18 protein-coding genes and 1 pseudogene are annotated in these 26,346 nt (G+C 54.4%); 12 read left to right on the top strand and 7 right to left on the bottom strand.

The annotated features are described in order from the left end of the window. The first annotated feature begins 280 nt into the window (after positions 1 to 280). Complete coding sequence (locus tag RBB81_RS21235) at positions 281 to 2,665, top strand: winged helix-turn-helix domain-containing protein (RefSeq protein ID WP_353072029.1); 2,385 nt, start codon at positions 281 to 283, stop codon at positions 2,663 to 2,665. A gap of 147 nt (positions 2,666 to 2,812) precedes the next feature. Then, positions 2,813 to 3,067: pseudogene (locus RBB81_RS21230) on the top strand (IS6 family transposase); the annotation flags it as partial. 75 nt (positions 3,068 to 3,142) lie between these two features. Here the strand turns inward: RBB81_RS21230 and RBB81_RS21225 are convergent. Beyond that, complete coding sequence (locus RBB81_RS21225; RefSeq protein ID WP_353072028.1) at positions 3,143 to 4,012, bottom strand: alpha/beta fold hydrolase; 870 nt, start codon at positions 4,010 to 4,012, stop codon at positions 3,143 to 3,145. Between the two features lie 193 nt (positions 4,013 to 4,205). Here RBB81_RS21225 and RBB81_RS21220 point away from each other — a divergent pair, with 193 nt between their 5' ends. Further along, entirely contained in the window at positions 4,206 to 4,766 is a 561-nt protein-coding gene (locus RBB81_RS21220) for a TetR/AcrR family transcriptional regulator (protein ID WP_353072027.1), read from the top strand. Positions 4,767 to 4,974: 208 nt separating this feature from the next. Here the strand turns inward: RBB81_RS21220 and RBB81_RS21215 are convergent, their stop codons facing one another. Next, complete coding sequence (locus RBB81_RS21215; protein WP_353072026.1) at positions 4,975 to 6,408, bottom strand: PLP-dependent aminotransferase family protein; 1,434 nt, start codon at positions 6,406 to 6,408, stop codon at positions 4,975 to 4,977. Positions 6,409 to 6,506: 98 nt separating this feature from the next. Here RBB81_RS21215 and RBB81_RS21210 point away from each other — a divergent pair, with 98 nt between their 5' ends. Continuing rightward, complete coding sequence (locus RBB81_RS21210) at positions 6,507 to 7,628, top strand: hypothetical protein (RefSeq protein ID WP_353072025.1); 1,122 nt, start codon at positions 6,507 to 6,509, stop codon at positions 7,626 to 7,628. A gap of 497 nt (positions 7,629 to 8,125) precedes the next feature. After that, complete coding sequence (locus RBB81_RS21205) at positions 8,126 to 8,863, top strand: helix-turn-helix domain-containing protein (RefSeq protein WP_353072024.1); 738 nt, start codon at positions 8,126 to 8,128, stop codon at positions 8,861 to 8,863. Between the two features lie 91 nt (positions 8,864 to 8,954). On the opposite strand, the gene RBB81_RS21200 is transcribed toward RBB81_RS21205, so the two are convergent. Next, complete coding sequence (locus RBB81_RS21200) at positions 8,955 to 9,518, bottom strand: hypothetical protein (protein ID WP_353072023.1); 564 nt, start codon at positions 9,516 to 9,518, stop codon at positions 8,955 to 8,957. 2 nt (positions 9,519 to 9,520) lie between these two features. After that, a complete protein-coding gene (locus tag RBB81_RS21195) occupies positions 9,521 to 10,297 on the bottom strand; it encodes a hypothetical protein (protein ID WP_353072022.1) in 777 nt (258 codons plus the stop codon). Between the two features lie 646 nt (positions 10,298 to 10,943). Here RBB81_RS21195 and RBB81_RS21190 point away from each other — a divergent pair. From RBB81_RS21190 to RBB81_RS21160, 7 genes are all read left to right on the top strand, one after another. Continuing rightward, positions 10,944 to 11,963, top strand: coding sequence for a sigma-54 interaction domain-containing protein (locus RBB81_RS21190; protein WP_353072021.1), 1,020 nt, complete (start codon positions 10,944 to 10,946; stop codon positions 11,961 to 11,963). A 429-nt stretch (positions 11,964 to 12,392) separates the two neighbouring features. Beyond that, on the top strand, positions 12,393 to 12,806 hold the full coding sequence (locus RBB81_RS21185) for a helix-turn-helix domain-containing protein (RefSeq protein ID WP_353072020.1): 414 nt from the start codon (positions 12,393 to 12,395) through the stop codon (positions 12,804 to 12,806). Between the two features lie 186 nt (positions 12,807 to 12,992). Then, on the top strand, positions 12,993 to 13,247 hold the full coding sequence (locus RBB81_RS21180; protein WP_353072019.1) for a PqqD family protein: 255 nt from the start codon (positions 12,993 to 12,995) through the stop codon (positions 13,245 to 13,247). A 33-nt stretch (positions 13,248 to 13,280) separates the two neighbouring features. Next, on the top strand, positions 13,281 to 14,657 hold the full coding sequence (locus RBB81_RS21175) for a phosphotransferase (RefSeq protein WP_353072018.1): 1,377 nt from the start codon (positions 13,281 to 13,283) through the stop codon (positions 14,655 to 14,657). Further along, positions 14,648 to 16,681 carry a prolyl oligopeptidase family serine peptidase gene (locus RBB81_RS21170; RefSeq protein ID WP_353072017.1) on the top strand — a complete coding sequence of 678 codons (2,034 nt, stop codon included), beginning with the start codon at positions 14,648 to 14,650 and terminating at the stop codon, positions 16,679 to 16,681. Before RBB81_RS21175 ends, RBB81_RS21170 begins: the two co-directional genes overlap by 10 nt. Then, complete coding sequence (locus RBB81_RS21165) at positions 16,678 to 17,055, top strand: lasso peptide biosynthesis B2 protein (RefSeq protein WP_353072016.1); 378 nt, start codon at positions 16,678 to 16,680, stop codon at positions 17,053 to 17,055. The genes RBB81_RS21170 and RBB81_RS21165 overlap by 4 nt, the downstream gene beginning before the upstream one ends. Before the next feature lie 13 nt (positions 17,056 to 17,068). Then, a complete protein-coding gene (locus RBB81_RS21160; RefSeq protein WP_353072015.1) occupies positions 17,069 to 18,940 on the top strand; it encodes an asparagine synthase-related protein in 1,872 nt (623 codons plus the stop codon). A 412-nt stretch (positions 18,941 to 19,352) separates the two neighbouring features. Here RBB81_RS21160 and RBB81_RS21155 read toward each other — a convergent pair whose 3' ends face one another. The 3 genes from RBB81_RS21155 to RBB81_RS21145 all read right to left on the bottom strand — a co-directional run bounded on the left by RBB81_RS21155 (position 19,353) and on the right by RBB81_RS21145 (position 26,339). Next, the gene (locus RBB81_RS21155) at positions 19,353 to 21,698 is read right to left on the bottom strand and encodes a S9 family peptidase (protein WP_353072014.1); all 2,346 of its coding nucleotides are present in this window, start codon (positions 21,696 to 21,698) and stop codon (positions 19,353 to 19,355) included. A gap of 88 nt (positions 21,699 to 21,786) precedes the next feature. Continuing rightward, positions 21,787 to 24,918 carry a TonB-dependent receptor gene (locus RBB81_RS21150; RefSeq protein WP_353072013.1) on the bottom strand — a complete coding sequence of 1,044 codons (3,132 nt, stop codon included), beginning with the start codon at positions 24,916 to 24,918 and terminating at the stop codon, positions 21,787 to 21,789. Positions 24,919 to 25,040: 122 nt separating this feature from the next. Then, on the bottom strand, positions 25,041 to 26,339 hold the full coding sequence (locus RBB81_RS21145) for a hypothetical protein (RefSeq protein ID WP_353072012.1): 1,299 nt from the start codon (positions 26,337 to 26,339) through the stop codon (positions 25,041 to 25,043). Positions 26,340 to 26,346: the final 7 nt, after the last annotated feature.

The raw sequence follows: 26,346 nt of genomic DNA, 5'->3' as shown, positions 1-26,346 counted from the left end.
GTTGTTTTCACCACGGCATACTCCGATCTCCATCGCTCCTGCAGCGGCTTCGACTGACCGCATCCTGCGCGAAAGGCCCTAAAAAGTCTTCAGTATGCGGTTCAATATTTCTCAATGAAGTTCAATCGTTGCTTTGAGGCAACAAAGGAAACGTCTTATATCGGATCGACAGGCACCAAGTCGTGGTGTTTCAACGAGACTCAAAGTGCTTCTGTGCTAGATTGCGATTACGTCTAAGTCCCCTGACGGAATGGGCTCTTCCTTCGTTTGGTTTTTACCTATGACTACGGAACCCAGGATCGTCTATGAGTTCGGGCCGTTCCGCATGGACCCCATCAAGCAGACGCTGCTCCGGGAGAACAACCTCATTCCGCTTACTCCGAAGGCATTCGAAACGCTGCTTGCACTGGTCCGCCATAGCCGGGACGTGGTCTCCAAGGAAGACCTCCTGAAGGAGGTTTGGCCTGACTCGTTTGTTGAGGAATCGAACCTGAGCCAGAACATCTTTCTGCTGCGTAAGGCTCTGGGAGACACCGCGAAGGATCGCCAATATATTGTGACGCTACCGGGTCGCGGCTATCGATTTGCCGCACCGGTTCGCACTTTGACTCATCCAGGCGATGTCATCGTGGCGCATGCACGGACACACACGCACATTCTGATTGAGGAGAACGAAGTTGAAACGGCCGGGGTACCCGTGGCGTTCCCGCCTCCACAAAAGCCACGGGCGAGTCGGAAAGCCCTGTTCTCCATCGCAGCGATGGTTGTGCTGCTGATAGTAGGCGCATTCTTTCTAGTTCGGGATCGCCGGCCTACAAATCCGGGCGAGAAGCGTTCCATCCTGGTGGCCGATTTCGTGAATACCACCGGAGATCCCATATTCGACGACACTCTGCGCCGGGGCATGGAGGTGCAGCTGGAACAGTCGCCTTCGCTCAGCCTGATCTCCGACCAGAGCATCCGGCAGGTGCTGGGCCTCATGAGGCAGCCACTCGACTCTCGTCTTCAGGGGCAAACCGCTCGGGAGGTTTGCGAGCGTACCGGCGGTTCCGCCGTCCTGGAGGGCTCCATCAAACATTTCGGCAGCGACTATGTACTGAACCTCCACTCAGTCAACTGCCGCACCGGAGAGAACATCGACGACGAGCAGGCCCAGGTTACGCAGAAGGAAGACATTCTGGCCGCGGTCACCAAAATGGCGCGCGGCTTTCGCGCCAGAGTGGGCGCATCAACCGCCCCGCTTGTAAAGCAGGATACCCCGCTCGCCGAAGCGACCACGCCATCGCTTGAGGCCCTGAAGGCTTATAGCCTCGGCTGGAGGGTAGAGGCTTTGCAGGGAGGCGAGCCTGCCATACCATTCTTTCTGCGTGCCGTGGAGATTGACCCGAGCTTCGCAATGGCTTACGCCTCACTAGGGTTGATGTACGGCTCGTCTGGGTCTTCGGAACTGGCCACCGAGAATGTCGTACGGGCATATCAGCTTCGCGACCGGGCCAGCGACAAGGAACGGTTTTTTATTACCGCCTACTACTTCGGACGAGCGACTGGAAATCAGGAAAAGGCGCAGCAGGTCTGCAACGAGTGGATCCGAACATACCCGCTCGAGTTTCTCCCTCATGCCTTTCTTGCTGGATTCGTCGACCTCGTACTAGCCAACTACACAGGTGCATCTGAAGAGGCACGAAGGGTCGTCCAGCTCAACCCGGACGACGGTGTTGGATATTACCTGCTGGGTTACGACTCGTTGTATCTCAACAACCTTCAAGACGCAGAGACTGCGCTCCACGTGGCAGCGCAGCGCAATATCGATCAGGCGCGGATGGCGACACTCCGCTTCGACCTTGCCTACATCATGGGTGATCGAACAGGAATGAGGCGTGAGGTTGAGACAGCGCAAGCTCACCCTGAGTTGGAGGATCGGATCCTGGATCGTCAGGCCTTTGCGGAGGCATCGGAGGGGCACCTCAAGAATGCAGTCAACCTGTCGCTGCATGCGGTCGCATTGGCGCTCCAAGGAGGTAGACGCGAGCAGGCAGCCGTGTTCGAAGTCAGGGCAGCTCTTTGGGAAGCATTTTTTGAGGAGTCGATCGAGGCGAAACGAACTGCCACAGAGGCGTTGACTCTGGCCGGCAACCGTGAGGTGAATTATGGCGCGGCTCTTGCGCTGGCTCTTGCGGGAGAGTTGAAGCAGGCAGACACGCTTGCAAATGATCTGGAGAAGCGCTATCCAGAGGACACCTCAGTCAGGTTCAGCTATCTCCCGGTCATCCGGGCCGCCGTGGCTGTGCAACATGGCGACTCCTCAAAGGCGTTCGCCGCGCTGCAGGCCAGCGTCCCCTATGAAATGGGGTCGCCGCGAAGCAGCCAAACCGCATACTTCGGCTCTCTATACCCCGTCTTCTTCAGTGGCGAGGCGTTTTTGGCGGCCCACAAAGGATCAGAGGCAGCTAAAGAGTTTGAAAAGATCCTCGCTCATCCCGGCATCATGATCGGCGATCCTGTTTTCGTCTTGAGTCACATCGGTCTGGCTCGATCCTATGCTCTCGCGGGAGAATTCGCGAAGGCCCGAGTCCAATACGAAAAGTTCTTTGCGCTCTGGAAGAACGCTGATACCGACTGCCCCATTCTCAAACGAGCCGAAGCAGAATACCGAAACCTACGCTGACAATTTGCAGAGCGTCAGCGATCTCCCCCACTAGGTCCAAAGGATCCAATTTGGATGCAAAAACAATGGCCCTGGTCCAGCCGGCTCTGGTGCAAATAGCGGACTTCGGTCGGGTACATTGGTCTTTCGGAGAGTTGAGGACCAGCGATGAGCAAACTGAGCAGCATCGAAGAGTTGTTTGCAGGGCGGCACTTTGACCGCGAGGTGATCATCCTGTGCGTTCGCTGGTACCTGCGCTACAAGCTCAGCTTCCGGGACCTGGTCGAGATGATGGCTGAGCGCGTGCTGAGTCTTGCCCATACGACCATCATGCGCTGGGTTCGGAGGTATGCCTCAGAATTCGTCAAACGCTGGAACCGCTTTGGAAGATCCTGTGGTCGCTCGTGGCGAGTCGATGAGACCTAATTTCGAGGCGCTTGGCTGATCGATAATGAGAAGCCGCAAACCGGGGTTACGAAGTGAACAACCACACCGACCTCACGATTTCAGGAAGTCAGCAACGAGTTTGGTGGTTGCGACTGGATTCTCCTCCATAATCCAATGACCGGAGTCTGGGACGATTGCCTCCTGCACATCCGTTGCAGCTACACGCATCACTGTCGCCATCATAGTTCCGAACGCTGCTTCGCCGCCGATGGCGAGAACAGGCATGGTAAGTTTGCCCTTGGCGAGATAGGTCTTGCTATCGAGCGCGTCCTGTCCGAAAGCGGCGAACTGTGCGAAGCCTGCGCGAATCGCACCGGGCAATGCATAGAGTTCTGCGTAGTGCTGGCGCTTCGCTTCATCGAATCGCTCGGGGTGGAGGGAGAACTCATTCCAGAAACGGTCGAGATAGATGCGTTCTCGGCCGGCGACGAGTCGCTCCATGTCAGGGCCCCCAAAACCGAATTGCCACATGCGGGGATCCTGCACAATCTGTTCCCAGGGACCGACTCCGGGAAGAGGGGCGTCGATGGGGATGAAATGGCTAACGCGGTCTGAGGACGTAGCGGCGAACGCGTAACCGACCATGTTCCCGATATCGTGCGTCACGAAATCGGCGCGAGACACGCCCAGAGCATCCATCACGCCTGCCACATCGTGGCTTTGCGTCTTCTTGTCGTATCCTCCCGACGCCCTGGAGGACAGTCCGAGTCCGCGTAAATCCGGCACGATGACGGTATGGCCGCCTACGAGTGCGGAGGCCATCGGGATCCACATATCGCCTGTTGTGCCAAAGCCGTGCAGCATGACTACTGCAGGTCCTTGACCGCCCACACGCGTATGGATGGTTACGCCATTGGTTTCTATCTCGCGGGTCTCGAAGACTGGCGGAAACGATATCGAACTGCGGTTGTTGAGGCTCATGATGTGCTCCTGATTCGAGGGAATTAATTGGCCAGCCTTCCATTTTCAGATCGACTGGTCTATAAATACATACATGGCGGACCGCAAAAATGCAAATATAAAGACCATTCGATCTACAAATAATCCAGAATGTTCCAGACGCAATCGGGGTCGACCCCGTGAATTCGATCGAGACCAGGCGCTAGAGAAAGCGATGCGACTCTTTTGGTCGCGCGGTTACGACGCCATTTCGATGGCGGATTTACGCGCGGAATTGGGCATTACGCAGGCGAGCCTCTATGCGGCGTTTGGAAGTAAAGAGCAGTTGTTCCAAGAGGCAGTCGAGCTTTACCGCCAAACGGCAGGCTTCAGTACGACGGCTGCCCTTGCAACGGGGGACAGTACTCGTGAAGCAGTCCATGCGATGTTGCAGGCCGCCGTGGATGCGTATTCCGCGCCAGATTCGCCTGGAGGCTGCTTACTGATTCTGGGAGCCACCAATTGCCCAGTGGAGAGCAAGACCGTGCAGGAGCACCTCTTAGCGATACGCCGCCAGATAACGCAATCCATTCTAGATCGCCTGAAAAAGGGGCAACACGATGGCGACGTCCCAACAACAGCACCCCTTACAGCCGTGACAGCGTACTTCTCGACCGTCCTTCACGGCCTCGCCCTGCAGTCACGAGATGGCGCTTCGCGAAAGACTCTCACGCAGGTAGTAGAGATTGCCATGGCGGATTGGCAACAGATGGTTAGAAGACCAGCTGAAAATTAGTACCGGGAGACGCGCCAGTGTCCGATTATCCAGATCCTCCTCTATGAAATTCCGGGACACTCGCCGACTTCTCCGGACTCACTGATCTGCCAACGCCGCCTGTCTGTAGAATCGCTGAGCGACTGAAGATTGGTAGCGACACGCTGTGGCTCACTATGTCAATTCCCGGAAATTGTCGCGTTATCAGCGAGCTCACAAATCGCATAAGCTAGAGGATCGACGCCAAGAACCGGATTCCTTCTCGAATCTCCTGCTCACTGAGGCATGCGTAGCCGAGGATGAAGGCAGGACGCGCTGGCCGGCCAAGCCAACAGTGCGCCATTCCGTAGATTCCGACACCCCTTAGTGCCGCCGCTTCGACGACTTCTTGCTCCACCACCTTTTTGCGCGGCCACAGCACCACTTGCGCTCCTGCACCATCGCCCGTTACCTCCACGCGATCCCCCAGATAGTTCGCGACAGATTCCAGCAGCGCTGATCGACGCGCTGTGTTCTTCTTCCTCAATCGCCGTAGATGACGCTCATACATGCCGCCCGCGATAAAGTTCGCTAGGGTTTGCTGCTCGAGCGATGCCGAGTGCAGATCGCTCACCCATTTTGCCGAGGTGAGTGCCGGAACCAGCGACGTTGGCGCGATGACGTAGCCGATGCGCATGGAGGGGAAGACCGTTCGCGAGAACGTTCCGATGTACACGATGCGCCCTTCGCGGTCGAGGCCCTGCAGCGATTCCACAGGACGGCCTGCATAGTGGAACTCGCCATCGTAGTCGTCTTCGACGATCACGGCGTTTTCGCGCCGCGCCCAGTCGAGCAGCGCCAGCCTTCGCTCCAGCGAAAGGATCGCGCCGGTTGGAAACTGGTGCGAGGGTGTGACTAAGATCAAGCGGGCATCGTCGGGTAGCCGCGCCGGATCGAGACCTTCGCGATCTACAGGAACTCCGCGCAGCCGCGCTCCTGCTGCGCGCAATGCCCCACGGATGCCGTCGTAGTGGGGGTCTTCGAGCGCAACCGTGTCGCCGGGATCGACCAGAACGCGGATCACCAGATCGAGTGCCTGCTGCGATCCGTTGACGATGATCACCTCTTCCGGCTCGCACACTACCGCACGCGAACGGCGCAGGTGTGCGCAGATGGCCGCACGCAGTTCTGCATTGCCTAAGGCCGATCCGTAGTCGAACTGCTTTGTCGATCCCTCGCGCGCCTGCCGCGCAAGCAGCCGACGCCAGACGGCGAAGGGAAACGTGGTCAGGTCACTGCGGCCGTAGATGAAGTTGTAGCGCGGAGCTTTGGGACGGGGCAGTGGGGTGTTCACCATCGCAATCGATTCGCTCACAACTTTTCCGAAGCGTGATAACTGCATGCGCGCGAGGCCGCGGGTGCCCGGAGCCACGTTGCGTGACATCCCGGCGGAGACGAAGGTGCCTGCACCCGCTTGTCCGGTAACGAATCCCTCCGCGAGTAGGTGGTCGTAGGCGAGCAGGACCACTGTTCGCGAGAGGCCGAGCTGCTCGGCGAGATCTCTGGTCGAGGGAAGACGCTCGCCGGAGCGGAGCGCTCCGCTTAGGATCGCCTGACGTACACCGCTGTATACCTGCCGAAACAGCGGATCACCTTTGCGTGAGATTGGTATCGCAAGTTGCATAAAAAGTGGCTCTTTCAGATTACCAGCGGAAGGCTCACTATTACCTACGGCGCGCCTGAGCCTGCGACGCGCGACTTTATTTGTTCTTGAAGAACACGATGCGATTCGCTCTCCTGCTTTCGATCCTCCTGTTCGCGTGGTGCGGCGCTCAGGCCCAACAGGCCACGACGCTTATCGCGGTTCCAGCTCCACCCGCGGCGCACGACGGCGCGCATGACTTCGATTCTGTCTTGGGGAATTTCACGTTTCGCTTGCGTCGCATGCAGCATCCGCTAACTAGCAACCCTGACTGGATGGACATGGCTGGCACCGGCGCTTGCTATAAAGTGTGGGGCGGCCGCGCGCAACTCGACACGGTAGAACTCGACAGCGCGGACGGAAGTCATATCGAGGGTCTTACCCTCCGTCTCTACGACCGGGAGGCGCGCCAGTGGCGGCTTTACTGGGCCAACAGCCGCATCGGTCGACTCGACCCTCCTCAGATCGGAGAGTTCCGGGACGGTCATGGCGATTTCTACACCACGGATACGATTAACGGGAAGGCGACCCTTATTCGCTTTGACTGGTCGCGCATGAACTCCGGCAGGCCGCACTTCGAGCAAGCTTTCTCGCCCGATGGAGGCAAGAGCTGGGAGGTCAACTGGATTACCGACCAGACCCGAACTGGCGATGCGAAATGGGGCCAGCCGCAGCCTGGACGTCCCAGCACACAGCCCGCCGGCGCGGACGCGCCCGCGCAATCCCCCGCCAGAGGCAGCCAGCATGATTTCGATTTCGACTTTGGCACTTGGAAGATGGAGATTCGACGACTCGTGCATCCGCTGTCTGGTTCTTCGGAATGGACAGAGATGAAAGGAACCACGGTCAACAATAAAGTCTGGAACGGTCGCGCCAACCTTGCCACCGTCGAGGCAGATGGTCCTTCCGGGCACCTCGAACTTCTCGCGCTACGCCTCTACGATCCGCGCGCGCAACAGTGGAACATCAGCTTCGCAACCAGTGACTCGGCTGTGCTCAGCGTTCCTGCTGTTGGTGGATTCAACGACGGACGCGGTGAATTCTACGACAGCGAACTCTTTCACGGGCGCAACATTCTCGTCCGCTTCACGATCTGGCCGGTCTCCGCGACGGAAGTCCACTCGGAGCAGGCGTACTCCGCTGACGGCGGCAACACCTGGGAGACGAACTGGATTAACACATATACCCGAGTAAGCGACTAGGCATTCATGTGAAGGTTGAGACCGCTAGTCGACCTTCCCGAAGCTGAATCATAGATCCTATAAACCTCGGTTCGCAAAATCGACGAAGAGATGGACTCTTCGCTTGTGAAGTCCGAGCGGTAGTTGGCTCTGGAGTCGAATCCCGGATCTCTACTCGCCACAAAGCGCGTCGTTCAAGACGGTATGCAGACCAAGCAGTCGAACAGAATGGATGTTATGCTAACCGGAAGCACCCCCTGCCAAAGCTAGGAGAATGGTGCAGATCGCTTTTGAATGCAATCCTCTCCCAGTAGCAACCCTTTCAGATAACGATAGACGGTCGCAGGCAGGCAGCCGTTCGGCTTCTTACTGATAGCTCAAGGAGCAGAGTTTGTGAACACCTATATTTCGCGCCGTCCGTGTTGGAGATCTCTTCCGAAGAGCGGCATGTATTGGCGACTGTCTGTGCATCGAATTTCGAGATGTAATCGGTTCCCACGACTATTTCTGGAGAGCGAATGATGGAGGGCATAGGCGCTCAACTTCATGCGGCCCGGGCTAGGTGGGGCCTCACCTTACGAGAAGTCGAAGAACGAAGTAATCTTCTTGCGCAGCAGTGGGGCAATCCTTCGTTCAAAATCTCCGCCAGCTGGCTCGATCGGGTAGAACGTGAAAATCGTGAATTGTCAGCCGCAAAACTGATCGTTTTGGCGTATATATACGGTCTTACTCCTGATCAAATGCTGGGCCTTTGCCAAGGGCCGAGCGAGAGTCCGGCGCAGCTCGAACAAATCTCCAGTCCGAATTCCACTCAGCTTCTGCTACAAGGACCATTAGAGCACCATGCAAGACTCTGGCTACCAGATACCTTAGTGACCGATCAACCACCCGAAGATACGTTTCTTCTTCCATCCGACCAGACAACACTGCCCAGCCACTATCGACGCGGCGTCATTGGTCGCCGGGATCGAACGATGGAGCCAATGATTCGAGCCGGCTCGATTGTATTGATTGATATACAGAAACGAGCTATCGCCGGCAGGAAGGATTGGAACAATGAGTTCGACAGGCCGATCTACTTCCTGTTCACCAGGACCGGTTATGTTTGTGGCTTTTGCGAAGTGGACAAGAAAGCGGAATGGTTGACGCTTGTGCCACACAATTTGTCATATGAAACCAACAAGCGATGGAAATACAGGAAAGAGATAGAAGTGGTGGGTATGGTCGCTGGGGTCTTTACGCGGCGCGTCGCTTGATCGGCGGATTCGATGCGACAGAGAAGCGTGGATTGAACTCAGAAACCGGCACGAGTGCTAGAGGACCGTCTCGACAGTGTTTTCTATGGCGCTAGAGCGCTCTTTGCAGGTCCTCCACGCCTGGTAGATTCCCATTTTCGTACAGAGCGAGAACTCGACGAGTCATCATATAGTAGGTCGCAATCGCGCGTTGAGCGGAATCGGCGAAGGCTGTCTCGAGCTTCCCAGTGCGCGCTGCGCCCTTAAGGCGACTCACATGCCACTCGATTTCTCTTGTGTTAAGACGGAGATGCTCTGCGACAGCCAGCGCCTCCGGGTACCACTGTTGGACGTAGAAGGCGAGATCGACCAGCACAGCGCAATTGCGCTCCAAGACCTTGAGTCCTTCGAGCCCTCCGATGAGAGTAAATATCCGAGATGGTTCCAAAGCCGAATCATCTTCCTCTGTCCTTCGCCGGCCGGATTCATCGATGAGGTCGAGCGCAATCAGCGCGATAGCATCACGATCAACCAATGTCAGCCGCTTCAGCAGACTTTCCCAATCTCCATATGGAAATCGTTGTCTGCGGCGATGACGAAAATAGTAATAGGCCGCAATCACGACCAGAGCGACTAAGAAGATAGCGAGACCGCCGAGAAAGCAGGTCGTACGCATATTCACCTTTTTCTCCAATTCTTGAGTTCCCGAAGATCGTATTCCACCATTCTTTGCAAAGTAAACAGATGTATACGCATTTCTTCGGGAAGCTCTCTCGCTGCAGGTGCGTTGCGCCAGAGCATGATAATCCAATACCAAACGCAAATAAGGTAGGTCGTTATTCTAAGGTGGGATAACGTTGTGAATATCTGCGAATGGGTGCCAAAGTGATTATGTCCAGCCTCGGTTAGTACGCCAATAATCGAGTAAACACCCAGACCTTGCGAAATTCTTGCAACGTGCGTCTTCCAGGGCAACCCCACGGTAACCGAAAGGGCGATCATGCCCACGAACAATTCGCTCATCAGTGCTGACGAGAAGAAATTCCCCCTTATTACAAGAGACCTTACCCATATGTGGGTATCTGGCTTTGCCAGGCAGGTCAGAGCTGACGCAATGGCAATGCTTCCGATTAACATCCAGACAAAGCTCTTTCGAACGTCAGGCGCCCATCGCCCGAGCGGCCGGAATACATGCGACGCCATCTCGTACACCACGCAGAACTGCAATGCCATATCGACGACAGCAAGGCCCCAGTAAGTGTAGAAGTATTCATGCTTGGTTCCATGATGAATGATCAAGTAGAGCGTTGCCGTTCTAAGAACATTTGATGCGATAAGCGTGGTGAAAAAAGGAAATTCCGAGGCGCGACGACGAGTGGTCAGCACAAGTAAAAGCACTATGTGGCTATAAAATCCGGCCGCCCAAAACAGAAGATCGAAGCCTGTCAGTTGCATTTGCGATCTCCTATTGTGGGCGCCGAAATCAACATTTCGATCTACTGCAATCTTATGCTAGATGAAAAAGGATGAGGATTATGTGAACCACATCCGGGTCACCAGGTTCCGGATCTGTTCCAGTCACCACAGTCGGAGGGGGAGGCGGCGGTGTAGTCGTTGTTGGCGATTGAGCGAAGGCCCGGGTGACTGGGCCCACTAGTAAAGCGAGAGTCAAGGCGCAAATAAGTTTGCGAGGTGTATTTCGGCTCATTGAGTAATCTCCTTTTTCAGCGCGATGTGCGCTGCGCGGAGACTAGAGACCGAAAGCGCAAAGTCCGACGGCTTCCCCAAGGTTGTTGCTTAGGAGAAACAGGATAATTTTTACGTCGATAGATTCTTTAATGCGTGTTCAGTGCCATAAACGTTGGATAACTCGATTACTTGACTAGCTTCTTCTTGCTCCTATTTCGGATAAGCAACAAAGTCGAATCATTCGTTAGATTTTCCCTCGCCACCAATTCCCCTTCACATTACGGGTAGGTTCGGCTGGTTGAGGCCAAGCCTACCGTTCGCCAAAGGTCTAACAAAGAATCCGAGTGCGGGGAAGTGGATGATCGGGGAAAATAGAGCGTTGCAAGAGAAGCTTCGCCGTGAAGAGACCTCGTTGCAGGAACTCAACCTCGCTCTGCAGAGCGGGCTAGCTGTCATCCAGAGGAACAAGTTCGAGCAGATGATCGGCGCTTCTTCTGCGTTCCAGCGTACGCTGAACCGGGTCGAGCAGGTCGCTTCTACTGATGCTACCGTCCTCATTACCGGCGAGACGGGCACCGGTAAAGAGCTCATCGCTCAGGCAATCCATAAAAAGTCGAAGCGCGGACGTATGGTTTTCCGCAGTATCAATTGCGCTGCAATACCTGCAACTCTCATGGCTACAGAGCTCTTCGGTCACGAAAGAGGGGCGTTCACCGGCGCCTATCGACAGCGCATAGGTCAATTCGAATTGGCCTCAGGGGGTACACTTTTCCTGGACGAAATCGCTGAGATCTCGATTGAGATGCAAGCGATGCTGCTGCGCGTCCTCGAGGACCACAGATTCGAGCGGCTGGGGGGAGGGAAGTCGATCCTCTCGGATGTGCGTGTTATCGCCGCGACGAATCGCGATCTTCAGGGAGCCATGCGAGCGGGCGAACTCCGTCCCGACCTCTTTTATCGGCTCAATGGCTTTCCTATCGAAGTGGCACCTCTGCGCGAGCGCAGGGACGATATCCAGATGCTGGTAACCCACTTCATCAACCTTTCTGCCGCCAGGCACGGAAAAATAATTCGAAGTGTCGAAAAGCGCGCTATGGAATTGCTGCGTTCCTACGATTGGCCGGGGAACGTACGTCAATTGCGAAACGTCATTGATACATCCGCAATTGTTACGGCGGGCGAGGTCTTCTCGGTCGAGGAAGAGCTGTTATTCAGCACGCGGCCCACCAAGGACGCGCCCCTCGGTTCTCTGCGACGGGAGATGGCGAATCATGAACGGAAGCTGATTGAGCGCGCATTGGCAGAGGGACAGGGTCGTGTCTCTGGCCCATCCGGCGCGGCGACGATCCTCCGTCTACCGCCGTCGACCCTTTCTGCAAGAGTTAAGGTTCTCAAGATCGACGTGTCCAAATTCAAGCCCCATCCTGCCTAGGCGTCGAACGGGCTCAATCCCCGTCGCGGATTCGCTACGGCTAACAAAGCCTCAAATGATAGGTCTGTGGCTTTCAGCTCTTAGGGGATGCGCAAGACATTGAGCAAGCACGAACACGCATCAGTCTTAGCGTGAATGGCAGTAGCGGATTCGCTACACTTTATTAAACTTCTTGCACTCCTGAAATCCGTTCTTATTCTGCTCCTGACCGCTCTCGGTTTCGGCCGATCAAGATATCGCCTGTCGCGGGCGAGGGGAATTTTAGAGATGAAACCAGCAACTCGGCACTTAAGGGGCCAAGGCGAGCCCAATCTAGGAAGAGAGGACCGCCACGGAGGCGCAGTAAAACGGGTAGAACCTCGGACACGCGCATTGTTGTTTGCCTGTGATTCCGAAGATGCACGGCTCATGATGATGTGCTCCGACCGGATGGAAATCATCTACCTCCCTAGCTACGAAATGAAGGAGGTGCGGGAGGAGATTGAACGATGCAAGCCCAAGCTCATCCTCTGTGGTGCCGGTACATTCCTAGAGGTACTCGCCTCACAACAAATGGCCTACCCTTCTCGTCTGAGAGAAAATGCTTCTCGCATTTCCGCTGACACGGCCAACCATCCGATTGCGCGGCGAGAGATGAAATTATTGGCAATGCTGGCAAGAGGTCAGACGAACGATGACATTGCGAATGCGTTGTTTCTCAGTTCCCGAACCGTAAAGCGAATTCTGAGCGATCTCTTCGAGCGGTTGGGGGTGACCAATCGCACCGAACTGGCAAGCCGGGTAGCTGAGCTGTCTCTTCTTGAAGGACGAAGCATCGACAGAGTAACTGACAGCGGCGCATAGGGATTGGGAGATAGGGGGGCCCATGGGACAGGCGTACGACGATAATAATGGGCCATCCGGACCTTGTTATGTGACATGAAGCGGTGCATCCTCGAACACACTCGCAGGGCACGCGGCCCCCGGCTCTCACCTATGGAAGCTAGAACTCCATAGGTGACGGATTTCACGATTGCTCGAGGTCTTGATATGTCTTCATTCGCATCCCATCTTCGCTTCATTGTCAATCAAGACGGAGCAGTCATTCTCGATATCCCCCGTAACCAGATGGTGACGCTGAATGCTACAGGCGGCTATATCTGGGACAAGCTTCAACGAGGCAAGGCCGTCGAGGAGATTGTTCGAGAGCTCTCCATGGAGACCAACACTGACCCTCACATTGTGGAACGGGACGTAGATGCATTCCTCGAGCAGTTGATGTCGAAACATCTCTTGCATGACTGAACCGAACGGCTAAGCAGTAAAACCGGTGGTGCGATGATGACGTTCTCTAATCAACTCGACGACCAGGAACGATATCGGGTCATACTTGTCATGCCATTCTCACGAATGGTATTAGCAGAGCGTCACGGCAAAGCTCTCCGATTGCCCCGCATCAACATTCCCAAGTGGACAAGACCCGCTGAGCGGCTCAACGAAGCGGTCCAGGCGAAGTGGAATATCAAATCGGTCATCATCGACATCCTTTCAAAAGAGGAGTCAACGGTTCCATGCGCAGTGGCCGAAGTTAGCAGGCATAGCTGTATATCGTTCGCCAATGGATTCATAACGGTGCCGGTCGATGACTTTGACCGCCAGGAACTGACGGCAACGGAGCATCTCACAGTGCGAAGCATCCTTGCGGGCAACAGGCGAGGCGGCAGACCCTTTTCGAGGCTCGGGTGGATTGATGAAGCGCAGCATTGGATCCGGGAGAGCGTGCGCCATCATGTAGTCGAATTTAGCGAGGACATCCTGCAACTCAATGCTTCAGCTAACTTCGCACTCGTTCGCTTTGGCACCCAAGAGGGTCCAGCTTATTGGCTGAAAGCAACAGGTATGCCAAACAGGCACGAGTATGCGGTCACGACGACGCTCGCCGAATACTTCCCAGATTCTCTCCCCCCGATGGTGGCAGCACGCGAGGATTGGAATGCCTGGGTGACGGAGGAGGCAGGGCAGCCACTTTGCAACTGCTTGACGCAACGCGTACTCCAAGAAGCCATACGTGCTTTGGCAAAATTGCAGAGGCAAAGCACATTTCGGGTGGGTCAATTGCTCGCCGTGGGCTGCTTCGACGGCAGAATCCCAGTTCTCCGGACACATCTGAGTGAGTTGATTGACTATCTCGAAGAGTCGATGGAACAACAGACTTCCTTGAACGTTCCTCGTCTTCACCGAAATCGGCTGAGAGAGCTAGGCAGCATTCTCCACGACGCTTGCTCGGAGATGCACGAGCTGGGCATTCCTGACTCCCTCATTCTCAATGACGTCAATCTCGGCAACATCCTCTTCGACGGTTCGCGGTGCGTCTTTATCGATTGGGCCGAGGCCTGTGTGGGGAACCCGTTCTTGACCTGTCAACAACTATTCGTGGGGGCCGTGAGGTCCAATGGAGAGGCCTGTACCTGGATTCATCAGCTGAAAGCCTTTTATAAGGCGCAATGGCCTGATACCGCATGCGAAGCGAAGCTCGATAGAGCTTTCGCACTTGCTCCTCTTCTTACGATCGTCTCATATCTCTATGGAAGAGGAGACTGGCTCCAGTCGCCCCGCCGGTATGACCTTCACTTTCAGAGCTACAGCCGTAGCCTTGCGCGACACATGGATCGTGCGGCGCAAGCACCGGAACTCATGGAGGGGCTATGCCATTGAACGGTCTCAGACCGAAACCAGTAACAGAGGTCCTCCATGGCGTTACTGTCGTCGATCATTACCGCTGGCTCGAAGATCGCAACTCTGCCCCAACCGAAGAGTGGATTGCCGATCAGCAACTTCAACATGATGCTTATTTCGCCGAAGCTTGCCCGGCTGACGAAATACGCTCTCGAGTCAATAGGTATCTGAACGTCGAAACCATAGATCAGCCTGCAAAGATCGGCGACAACTACTTCTATCGCCGCCGGGAAAAGAACCAAGAACAACCCTGTATCTGGGTTCGGGCAGTAGGGGCTGACAGAGAACGGGTTTTGGTTGATCCATCAGCACAGGGACCGTTCGCATCTGTAGCAATTCACCGCATCTCAGACGATGGCTCGTTGTTGGCGTACTCACTCAAGCATGGTGGCGAGCGGAACGAAACGATCCACATTATGGATGTCGCAACGGGAAATGTCTTTGAAGATCAGTTGCAGGCGGGATACCCCCGCGGGTTCGTCTTTGACTCCGACAATGCGGGCTTTTGCTACTGCCATGAATCACCGACGCAAATGCGAGATCGGTCTCCCCATGAGATCAGACATCATATTTTGGGGCATTCCAGTCACACAGACCTGCCAATCTTTTGTGCGGACCGTACGTATCGCAGTAGGTTAGTGCTGATCTCGGATAACCAGAATCTGGGGGCCGTTTGCCTTCGGGAACGGGGAACTGATTTGAAGATAGATTTCTATCGCACGTTGCGATCTAAAGATGTGCAATGGAAGAGAATCTTCGATGACAAGGAGCCCGCTTATGGGCCTTTCTTGAGAAATGGACGTACCTTCGTTCACTCGCTCCATGGTGCGCCAAACGGCCGGATCGTTGAGTTGAATGAGGACGGAAGCGAAGGCCAGATTGTCGTTCCCGAGTGGAAGACACAGATTCGCAATCTGCGTTTCGTCAGAGACTCAGTCTATGTCACATATATCTCCGAGCTGGAAGAGCTGATCCATGTCTGGACGTTGGGAGGCCATTTCTTGGGCACCATGGAAGCCATGAAAGACGGCTCCTTTGCTCTTTTGCCCGCGTATTCCGGGGTGAGTGATACCTTGTTCTGTTCGTACGAATCCTTTACGCAGCCTCCCGCGATCTTGGAGTACAAGAGCGAAACACGTCATTACATTGCCTCAGCACAGCGCACAGCTGCTGCATCTAGCGATCGATATCATATTGAGAGGATTTCGTATCCCTCTCTCGATGGAACACGCATACCAATATCCCTTCTCACGCTGGGCGACATAGACGCGAGAGTTGCCAAGCCGACGATTCTTACAGCCTACGGAGGATTTGGAACGTGCACCACACCGCGATTTTCTGCTTTGGTCACGATCATGCTCGAACTTGGCGCGGTATTTGCGGTATCAAATATCCGTGGCGGCGGCGAGTTCGGAGAACCCTGGCATACCGCGGCCCGTGGACGTAATCGCCAAATAGCGTTCGATGATTTCATTTGTGCCGCCGAGTGGCTTTGCGCGCGGGGCGTAACAACTCCTCGGAGGCTCGCTATCTTCGGTGGGTCGAACTCCGGCCTTCTTGTAGGGACTGCCATGACGCAAAGGCCCGATCTTTTCAAGGCCGTGCTGTCCCTCTCGCCCATTCTTGACATGTTACGTTATGAGTCATTTGGTGACGCCAATAAATGGGCTGGAGAATACGGCACGACTGCAGATGCAGCAGACTTCGCCGCACTTTATGGCTATTCTCCCTACCATCACGTCCGTGATGACGTGAACTATCCCGCGGCACTATTTGTTTGTGGCGATAAAGACATGCAGTGCGATCCAACACACGTCCGAAAAATGGCCGCTCGTCTGCAAGATCGGATATCTCAGACAAATCCCATCGTTGTGGACTATAGCCCCGAACGGGGCCATTCCCCGGTTATGCCGCTGTCAACGAGGATCGAGGCTCTGACACGCAGGATCAGGTTTCTCTGTACAGAGCTAGATATTGAAATTCCTATCGGGGGCTCCATATGAGAAGCCTCCTGGTTGAGAGTCATCTGCTCCTAATTCGATTAGAGCTATTGATGTTATTCGGGAAGCTCAATTCAATCCGCGAACTCGTTCTGCGCAGCAAAGTTGAAGGCAATGAGAAAAGACGAGGACTTACCGTTGAAGGAATCTGCCACGCGATAGACATGGCCTGCGTGTTCTATCCAAAGCACGTCCTGTGTCTTCAACGGACTGCAGTCACAGTATTGCTGCTGAGGCGATACGGATGGAATGCTGAGATGGTAGTCGGCGCGCAGATGATGCCCTTCCGATCCCATGCTTGGTCGGAGCTTGACGGCACTGTCGTGGGCGACAAACCCTATCTTCGGGATATTTATCACGAATTGGAGCGTTGCTGAGGAGGGAGGGCCGATGAGCATCATCTTTGGAACGTGCAGACCCCAAGAACAAATCGTCGAGTCCCAGGAGCTGCTACGACTTGCGGCGCTCACGGAGGGTTATGTTTCGGACGGGACCTTCAGGCGCACAATAGGTCGTGTGGGAATGGGTTTTCAACCCTTACACACTACCAGGCGCTCTCGTTCTGACTCGCAGCCCGTCGTCGATGCCCAGAACAACATGCTGGTCTTGGATGGTAGGCTCGATAACCGCTCAGACCTTAGAACCGCCTTGGACATCGACGACCGAGAAATTAGCGACTCTTCCTTGATTCTGGCTGCGTTTGAACGCTGGGGAGAGAGTTCCATCGCTCGCTTCGTCGGAGATTGGGCGTTTGCGCTATGGTGCGGATCTGCTCAAGAGCTCTACCTCGCCCGCGATCATGCGGGAACCCGCAGTCTCTATTTCAACTGGGACGACGGAATACTATATTGGTCCACTTATCTGGAAACCCTTGTAGGGTGTGGCCGTACCTTTGCTCTTAATGAGCAATATGCAATGCGTTTTCTATGCGGGCAATCTCTGCATGGGCTAACGCCATATAGAAACATATGGCAAGTGCCGCCGGCACACTATGTCTTGATTCGAGACGGCACCATGATTAAAAGAGCTCACTGGCAGCCGCGCTCCAAAGAGTTGGTTAGATATACAAGCGATGGCGATTATGAAGAGCAGTTCTTTGTCAATTTCAAACAGGCGGTTGGGCGCCGCGATCACTGCGGAGATCCGATTCTCGCACATCTTAGCGGGGGAATGGACTCGACTGCGATAGTGTGCATGTCCGATTTTATTCGAAGATCTCGTGGAAGCACGACCGACTCTCTGCTCGATACGCTGTCCTACTACGATCCCTCGGAGCCCAATTGGGATGAAGAGCGATATTTTTCCATAACGGAGGCTAGACGTGGCAAAACCGGGATTCATGTCAACTTATCGACCGTAGCTTATAACTTCGTCCCGCCTGAGGCATCGGCCGCTCTATCTCCTCTACCTGGAAATGACAAGGCAACCCTGGAATGGGGGCAAGAGATGCACCGTCGCGTCTGGGATCGCGGCTATAGAGTCATTCTCTCAGGCATCGGTGGGGACGAATTCCTCGGAGGAGTTCCGACGCCACTACCTGAACTGGCCAACTATGTAGTATCTGCTGATATTCCAGCTCTCTTGAAGCAATCCTTAGCATGGTGCGTCTTTTCTCGATCTCCGTTGGTCCAGATGCTCTATCGAACGACGAAGTTCACTTTGGGATTGTATTCTCCGTGGCACCCGACATCTGAGCGACCTGGTTGGATCAGCCGGGCGTCACATCGCCTCGGTGTATCGCCAGATGACGGCGCTTTTCACAAGGCGAGTCGCTTATGGGCTTCTCCGTCTGCGATCTGTAACTTCACTGCCTGGTGGGACGTTGTAGACAAGCTCCCTCATCTCTATCCGGAGATGTACGCGCGATACGAATATCGTTATCCCATACTTGACCGCGACCTCATTGAGTTTCTCTTTAGTCTTCCGCGGGAACAGCTCGTCCAGCCCGGACGACGACGTTCGCTCATGCGGAGAGCGCTCCGCTCAATTGTTCCTGTTGAGATTCTGGAACGGAAGCGGAAAGCCTATATCTCGCGAAGTCCGCGCATTAACATGCAGAGCCACAGGGATGAAATCGAATCCTTAGTCGCTCGTCCGCTACTGGCCGATTATGGCCTGATTGATGCCGACAAACTGCAACACGCTGCAGCGCGAGTTATCAATGGAAGCGATGTATTGGGCTGGGCCGCACTCAGAAGAACCCTCGTTCTTGAGGTCTGGCTTAGGGCCAAGTCAGGTGTGCTAATGTCAGCCGCTACGTAGATTGATTCTGACCACTTCGCAGCCGCGCTCTTGCGCAGCTCATAAGATCCGCTTTGACCCAGGCGGTCGCTCAACCTGATTCAGCGGAAATTCAGAAAAGAAAGAAGGACTATCCAATGCGCTACACACAACCAATGATCCTTACAACAGCAAATGCAACCTCGGCGATCCAATCCGAGCATAATCACGGATCGGTCAAGCCACAACCAGCAGTAACAGTCGACCTGGATTTCGTAGGTTGCACGATCGGGGCCTACGAGTCCGACGAATAACGTTACTTAAGACCTAGCGGGCGGACAGCTCCGATGACACTAACATTTCCCGCAGGATGTGCGGAATATTGTTCTTCAAAGGGTATTCCGCGCATCTTCGGGCCTTAACAATCGCGCCGAGAATATCCTTCATGCCGGGGTCACTGTTCCACGCTCGTCTCCCCAGCTTCAGAAGAGGTGGTCGGTCGGCTGAAAGCGGCAGCATCGTGCTGTTGCAGATCCTCAAGATGGCCCCATCGACTGTACTGGTCAATATCTTCCGGATTTGGACGCTCGTACCCTTGCAGCCAGAAGCGATACCAATCCTCACTGCGCTGGAGGTTCGCTGCGCGGGCCTGTGGATGGTCGAGGGAGTGTGTTTCGTTCGGATAGTAGTACATCTCGACCGGCTTGCTCAGGCGATTGAGGCCCGCAAATACTTCTAAGCTCGCGGCCAGATTGTGGGGCGGATTTCTCGGATCATCATAAGGAAGGCCACCCCCCATCTCCTCCATCAAGAGCGGTGTGTGGATTTTGTCGATATTGAAGGAGATCGAGTGGTCAAGCCAGTTCTTTATCGTCTTTCCATAAGGAGGTCCGGCGTAGACTCCCTCGTACATACGCATCGTCTCCGCGTTATTCCCGAGCCAATATTCTCCGAGACTATACTGCACATTGTCCGCAACCGTCGCAGCACGATAGTGACTCCTTGAATGGGACAGAATAAACTCGGTGTACCACCCCGTATGGCTGAATCCGATAATCCCGACTCTCTCCTTGTTCACCATGCCTTCGGAGCTTAGCTTTTCTATGGCACTATCCCAGAGCTCCATATTGAAGGCTGCTTCTGCGATGTTTCCGGTTGTCCCGGCGCTCCCCGGATACCCCGGGGGGTAATAATCGGACTCGCTTTGAGTCGATCCTTTGGTCCAGATGGGCCCCAGGTAGATGATTCCAGCATTGGCTAAGAGCTGCGGCGCAAAGGAGGGAAACTTCCCCCAGCTGCAACCGAAGGAATCGTCAAAAGGTTTGGTATGAATAACAAGCGGATACGACGTTCCTGGCTTAAAGTCAGGCGGCAGCAAAAGCAAGCCGCTGGCATTAAACCCCTCCTTCGTTTGCCAGTGGATCTCACTCGGTTTCGCGAGGGTTACGTTATCAAACTGAGGGTTATATTTCGCAAATATCTGTTTGTCCTCGCGACCAAGGTGACTCAAGAGCAACTGCGGTGGGGTAATGAGATCATTGTATTCACCCGCCACATAGATCCCGTCAGTAGCTAAGGTCGCCGGGTCCAATCGAACCGGGATCTTCAGTGCGGACATCTCGCGCCACCTACTGCCCTCCTTAACAAATTCGCTGATTGAGTCACCACTGGATGTTGCCCGAGCGAAAACTCTGCCTTTCTTGTCCCAAAACAGGAGACCCTCAAACCCGGCAAATAGCTTTGCTGTAATCTCTATGACTTCACCACTGCTTGGCTCAACCCAATATAGGTGGCTTCCGGAATCTACCTTGTGGGCGACCGGATCGATCCACTCTTCTTCTGTTCCAACGGGCGCCAAACCCGCGATAATGAACGAGGAACTATCTGGCGACCAATGTGACAAGCTGGCGGTTGCTGGCGTCCTCAGAGGGACGGTAGTCTTCCCGCTATCCATGTCGTAAAGAACGCTGATCGTAAATGGCACCCAACCAGCGTGCCTCCGCATATACATGAAGCCACTCTTCTGCCACACTTCCGGCATTCTTTCTGAAGCGTCCCTATACTCAAGCAGGAGCTTCTTGCCATTCGGCGATAGATTAAGCTCCAGCGTTGTGTTCGCCCAGTGGGCTACGGCTGGAAGAGGATCTCCACTTAGAGGAGAGTGAATCACGATCTCTGTCGGAGGGCTCCAGCTAGCTCCGTTACGCCGAACCACATATGCTCTTTCTTGTGGGCCTCGGACGATCCCAAGAGTCTGGAAATCAATTCGATACCCCTTCGCAACCTCTTCTGCCGAATGCGACGCCGACCTCTTCTCATCTACCTCCACTCCATAGACCAAGACGTGGCTTGCCTCATCCAGGCTGTATTCGCGAAGGTCCGAATCGGTTTCGAAAAGAACCAAGTGATGTCCGGTCGCCGGGTCCACGCGCTCTATGCTTCGTCGGCCATTGTCCCGCCGTAAGACTGTCACGTATCTGCCGTCAGCCGTCCAATGCAACTCAGACAGATGCCCAACCAGAAGCGGCTTAGCGTCGTCACTCGTGGGCGCCGGGATGTTGCGTATATAGAGTTTGATCTCGTTGTCGTTTGTCTGTATGTTTGGCGACTCCAATAAATAGGCCACCTGATGTCCGTCCGGACTGAGTTCTATGCTGCCGAAGCCTGTTATATCCCTATATATCTGATTCACCGTAGCGCAGTCGCACGGCCCTATACTTCTTTTTTGTTGGGCGTTGAGGCCCTTATTTCCCAGGGCGAATATCAAGACACACACAGCGACTAGGGTGCTTATTCTCACAGATTCTCCCGTATGTCATTAAGTGAAATGTCGGAGTCATGTCCCGCGATAAGCTGGCGGGAGCCGCACTCTACAAGAACGACGGTGTTCAAAAGACAAGCTTGAGCGCAAACTGCATCGAGCGAGGGCCGCCTTGTTGGTACTGCGCCGCCATCGTGCCAAGGCTTTGATTCAGTGTTTGAGTCGCCTGTCCGAAGGTGGCATCCGTTAGCGTCGGATCCACATAGCCGAAGTTGGGGTGGTTGAGAACGTTGAAGGCTTCAGCGCGAAACTGGATGTGAACCGCTCCCGAGAGAGGAAACGATCGCCTTAGAGCGAGGTTCACCTGAGTAGCTCCGAAACCTCGCACAAAGTTTCTGGGTGCGTTGCCGGTATCTGTGCCGCTCGGCAAGACGAATGCTGCAGTCGAAGCCGGTGCGGATGGGCCGCCGTTAATGGCGCGGCCACCCGGATACTGCGGGCCATATAGAAATGTTGGCCGTCCTGGAATGAAATTTACACCGCTGTAGTACGATTCTCCGGTTGAAGGATCGAAAAGCGAGTTGCCTAACAAATTGATTGGAAACGCGCTGCGAACCAGGAGTCGCGCGTCGGTTCCCCAAGACCCAAATAATCCTTTCAGCGTTCCCCCATGCTTCGGCCCCGGTATATCCCAACTCAGGGCACCCGAAAAGTTGTTGCGTACATCAAAATCTGAATCTCCTCGACTGAGAGGAATCTGAGAATAGCTGGATCCATCATCAATTGCATGGGACCATGTGTAAGAGGCCAGAGCCTGGAGACCATGGCTCACGTTTCGCTGGAACTGCAATTGAAGCGCCTGGTAATTAGAAGTTACATTTCCAGGCATTGTGTATACCGTTCCGAAATCTGGATTGAGTGCGCCAAGAGACAACGTCTGAGTGGCCAGCAAGCGTCTCCCACTGGCGCCTACGTAGGAGACTGTGACTGATTGTGTTTTCCCGAGCGCTTGTTCAAGTGCCGTATTCCATTGCAGGGTGTAGGGGGCCTGTAGATGCGCTGGAAACGCGTAGATGCCCTGGCTCGTGTAAGGAGGCGTGGCCGTGGGTGCAAAGTTTAGTTGGGCAGCGGTGACAGGTAAAGCGCCCCCAAAGGATTCTTGCCGTGCCGAGAACCCCAGAGCGCCGAACCCGTTCGTTGCGGCTTCATTGAGGGTGTCAAAAAAAACTCCCACACCGAATCTCAGTACCGTCTCCCATCCTGGGCTGTTATGCACGATCCAGGCTGCTCCTAAACGCGGGGCGAAATTAAACCAATATGTTTGCCAAAGCGGAGTTCCTCGAGGCGCAACTGAAAGGCTACTTGGATTGCTGACGCTACCTAGAAGCGTATAGGCATCGTTTCCGTGTTCGTCGTTTGGAGCTGGATCTATCTCCCAACGTACTCCTGCGGTGAGATTGAGACGAGAGTTTAGATGCCACGCGTCCTCGGCAAACGCTGCTGTGTTGCTGAGCACCGGAGTCGGATTAACTATTTGCTCAAGCAGCATCACCGTGGCTTGGTTTGTCTGGATCGCGGCGGAATTGTAATAGAGCGCTTCTACGAGGGGAGTGGAGCTAGATTGAAGCTCTTTACGCCTTCTATAGTTGACTCCAACTTTCAGCTGATGGTGACCGAGCGACCAGCTGAAGGTATCTACAAGATTCCAGTCCCGATCACCGACCCCGCTGGTTCCGGCGTTTAAGAGAGAAGAGCCAACGCCGGCGAAGTTCAGCAACAAAAGAGTCGCTGGATTTCGATACATACCTGTTCCCACCTGTGCGGCCGCGTTTGAAGGTGTAGCACCGCCGAACGAGTCAAGGGTTGTTGCTAAGACGGTGTTTCCGCGTGAATAGCCTAGCCTGAATTGATTGCTTGCTCTCTCTGAGAGCTGGCTAGTTGCGCCGAGGGTGTAGGTTTGCGTGTTCAGGCTCGTTTGACTGAGGGATGAAAGGTTGCGACTCGAAACCGAACTTGGCGTGTCGCTGAAACGAAAGAACAATACCAGTTTCGGGCCCAAGGTATGGTCGACCCTGATACTTGTCGAATCGATTCGACCGGGTAGCGAATAGGGCTCGATGAACTGAGCGAGATTGCCGTAGTCGATCCCCCCGGCACTTGGCAACGGAAATGCGCTCAGGAGCCCTTGAAGAGCCGGGGCTGCACTCTGTCTCAAAGCGACATCAGGCACATATTCAATCGACGCAGCTTGAGGTTGAGTTAGGCGGAGGCCCTCGTAAGAGGCAAAGAAGAAGGTCTTATCTTTACCATCGTAAACTCTTGGAATCCACAGATGGCCACCAATTGTTCCGCCAAAATCATTCTGCCGAAGTGCCGGTATAGGCGTTCCGTAGTGATCCCCAAACCAGTCATTCGCATCGAAATAGTTGTTGCGTAAATAGTCAAACGCCGTACCGTGAAAGGCGTTTGTACCAGAACGAGTGAGCAGCAGGAACTGTCCCCCCGGGCTTTGTCCATATTCTGCAGAATAGCTGGAGCTTTCGACCCGAAACTCCTGGAGCGCATCCACAGAAATTAGGCTCTGTGTCGTTCCTAACGCCGTAGATGCACCGATAGTTCCATTGCCCGTAACTCCGAGACCACCTGTATTTCCTGGGTTGGTGTTTCCTGAAACTCCATCCACGATGTAAGAATTCGATTCGGTTCTCTGACCGTTGATACTGAAATCGCCATTGGCACCTACAGTGCCTCCATTTTGTGGGCTCTGTGTTACCGCACCCGGAGTAAGAGAAATCAGATCCTGAAAGCTTCTACCATTTAGCGGTGTGTTCTCGACAAATTTTCTATCGATGACTGTGCTCACGGAAGCATCCGTTGTGTTGATTCGTGACGCGCCAGCCTCGACGGTGATGCTTTCGGATGCTGCGCCGACAGGCAGGGTGAAGTTCAAAGCTACAGCGCTCTGAACATTCAGAACGATGTCTGGCTTGATTAAAGTCTTGAAGCCTACCTTTGATACCTGAACTCGATACTGTCCAGGTGGAAGGATCGATAGGGTGTAGACTCCAGCTCCGTTGGTTTCGTTGTCATAACGGACGCCGGTCGTTTCATTCAGGACCTCAATTTCGGCACCTACGATGACTTTTCCAGAAGAATCTATGACCAAACCACTAATGGTCGCGTCCGTAGATTGGGCAATGACGAATGTTGTGGCGCAGAAGATCAGCAACAGCAAACGAAGGGTACAAAAATCTTTCACGCGAAGCTCCTCGAGCGGACTGGAATGAAGGTGTGTCATTCCGTCTACGGAAGCTGCCTGTATCCCTTATCAAGAAAGTTTGTGTCTATCGGTGCAGTGGAGGAGTTAAATACCAGCGAACACTATGGATGATTGGGTGTCAGTCGGAGATAGGTGAACAAGAGTGGTTCGCCACTCGGTTTAGAACTCTCTCCATGGGGTTCGACTGTTACAAAGACTGCATCAAGCTGGGAAAGCGTAGCATTATCGTCCGACTTCAGAACCCATCTCTTTTTGTTCTGGTCGTCCTGATAGAAGATCCCGAGATTGATATCGTGTTGTTGATCGATCCCTTTACGTCCCCACGCCTGGAAGGTACTTGCAAGTTTCACTCCTGGTTGCTGATCAAGGTCATAGGCGTAGAAGACTAGAGACTTTCCTCGCGTATAGAACACTCTTCCGAAGGGTTTCTGGGTTTTGCCTGTCTTGGCCACATCGTAAATTTCAGCGATATAAAGGTCGCGCGCTCCAATCAGATTTCGAATGTCGCGATCGTGCTGGAGCAAATCCTCATTCTGGGCGAGATCTTGGTCCTTCTTTCGCAAAGAGGCACTCAGCTCTTCGACCTGCGCTTGCAGAGTTTGTGACTGCGTTGTCTCCTGAGAGGACCGAGACGTACTGAGGCTTAGTTTGTCCTGCAGGCTCTGTGCAGTGGATTGCGCGAGGGCTAATTGCCGTTCCAGTTCTATGCGATCTTGGGAATTCCGGCCCAGGTCAGTATTGCGCCTCGCCAATTCATCTTCGAGGGAACTCTTCTGTCCTTCAAGTCTGACTACATCCGAGAGACTTGTCTGAAGCTGATGGCGCAGTTCTGTTATTTTCGCTGCTTGTTGCTGCTCATTGTTTTCTTGTCCTGAAGGAAGCGGCACGGAGCGAGGGAGATCGTGTTGCGCGTCATGCGTACTTGACGTCGGCAGAGTCACGATTTCCAACGAACCGCGTCCCCGGTGAGTGTCAAATTGATAGGCGGCCCAAATGGACGCCGCCAAGAAGACGGCTGCCCAGGCATAGGGCCAACGGATGCGCCGCTGGCGCAAAGTCGCCGTAGTAGATGGAAGGTCCTTTTCCGGGGAGATGTTCTCCCGGTCTATCCTTGCCATCAGAGAAGCTTCGGCCTGCTCTACCGGCCAGGAATCAGAAGCGTGGCCGTCATCCGCTTTTGTTTGATCTGCAGCTAGCGCCGGAACTATTGTGGCAATGAGACCGTCGTACTGTGCTTTGATCTCCCTGCAGTTGGCGCAGATGGACAAGTGCAGTTCGAGCTGCTTCCACTCTTCCACGGTCAAGGTATCAGTAGTCGAGAGCGCACAGAGCTCGATGAAGTAATCATCGCAGTGATCTGACGGGAATGCCGAGACACCTTGATTGAAGTCGTTTTCCACGATTCTG

It is taken from the genome of Tunturibacter gelidoferens, from assembly GCF_040358255.1.
In the GTDB taxonomy this organism is placed as follows: Bacteria; Acidobacteriota; Terriglobia; order Terriglobales; family Acidobacteriaceae; genus Edaphobacter; species Edaphobacter gelidiferens.
The sequence above is the reverse complement of the archived record's forward strand: the minus strand, read 5'-3'. Positions and strand labels throughout refer to the sequence as shown.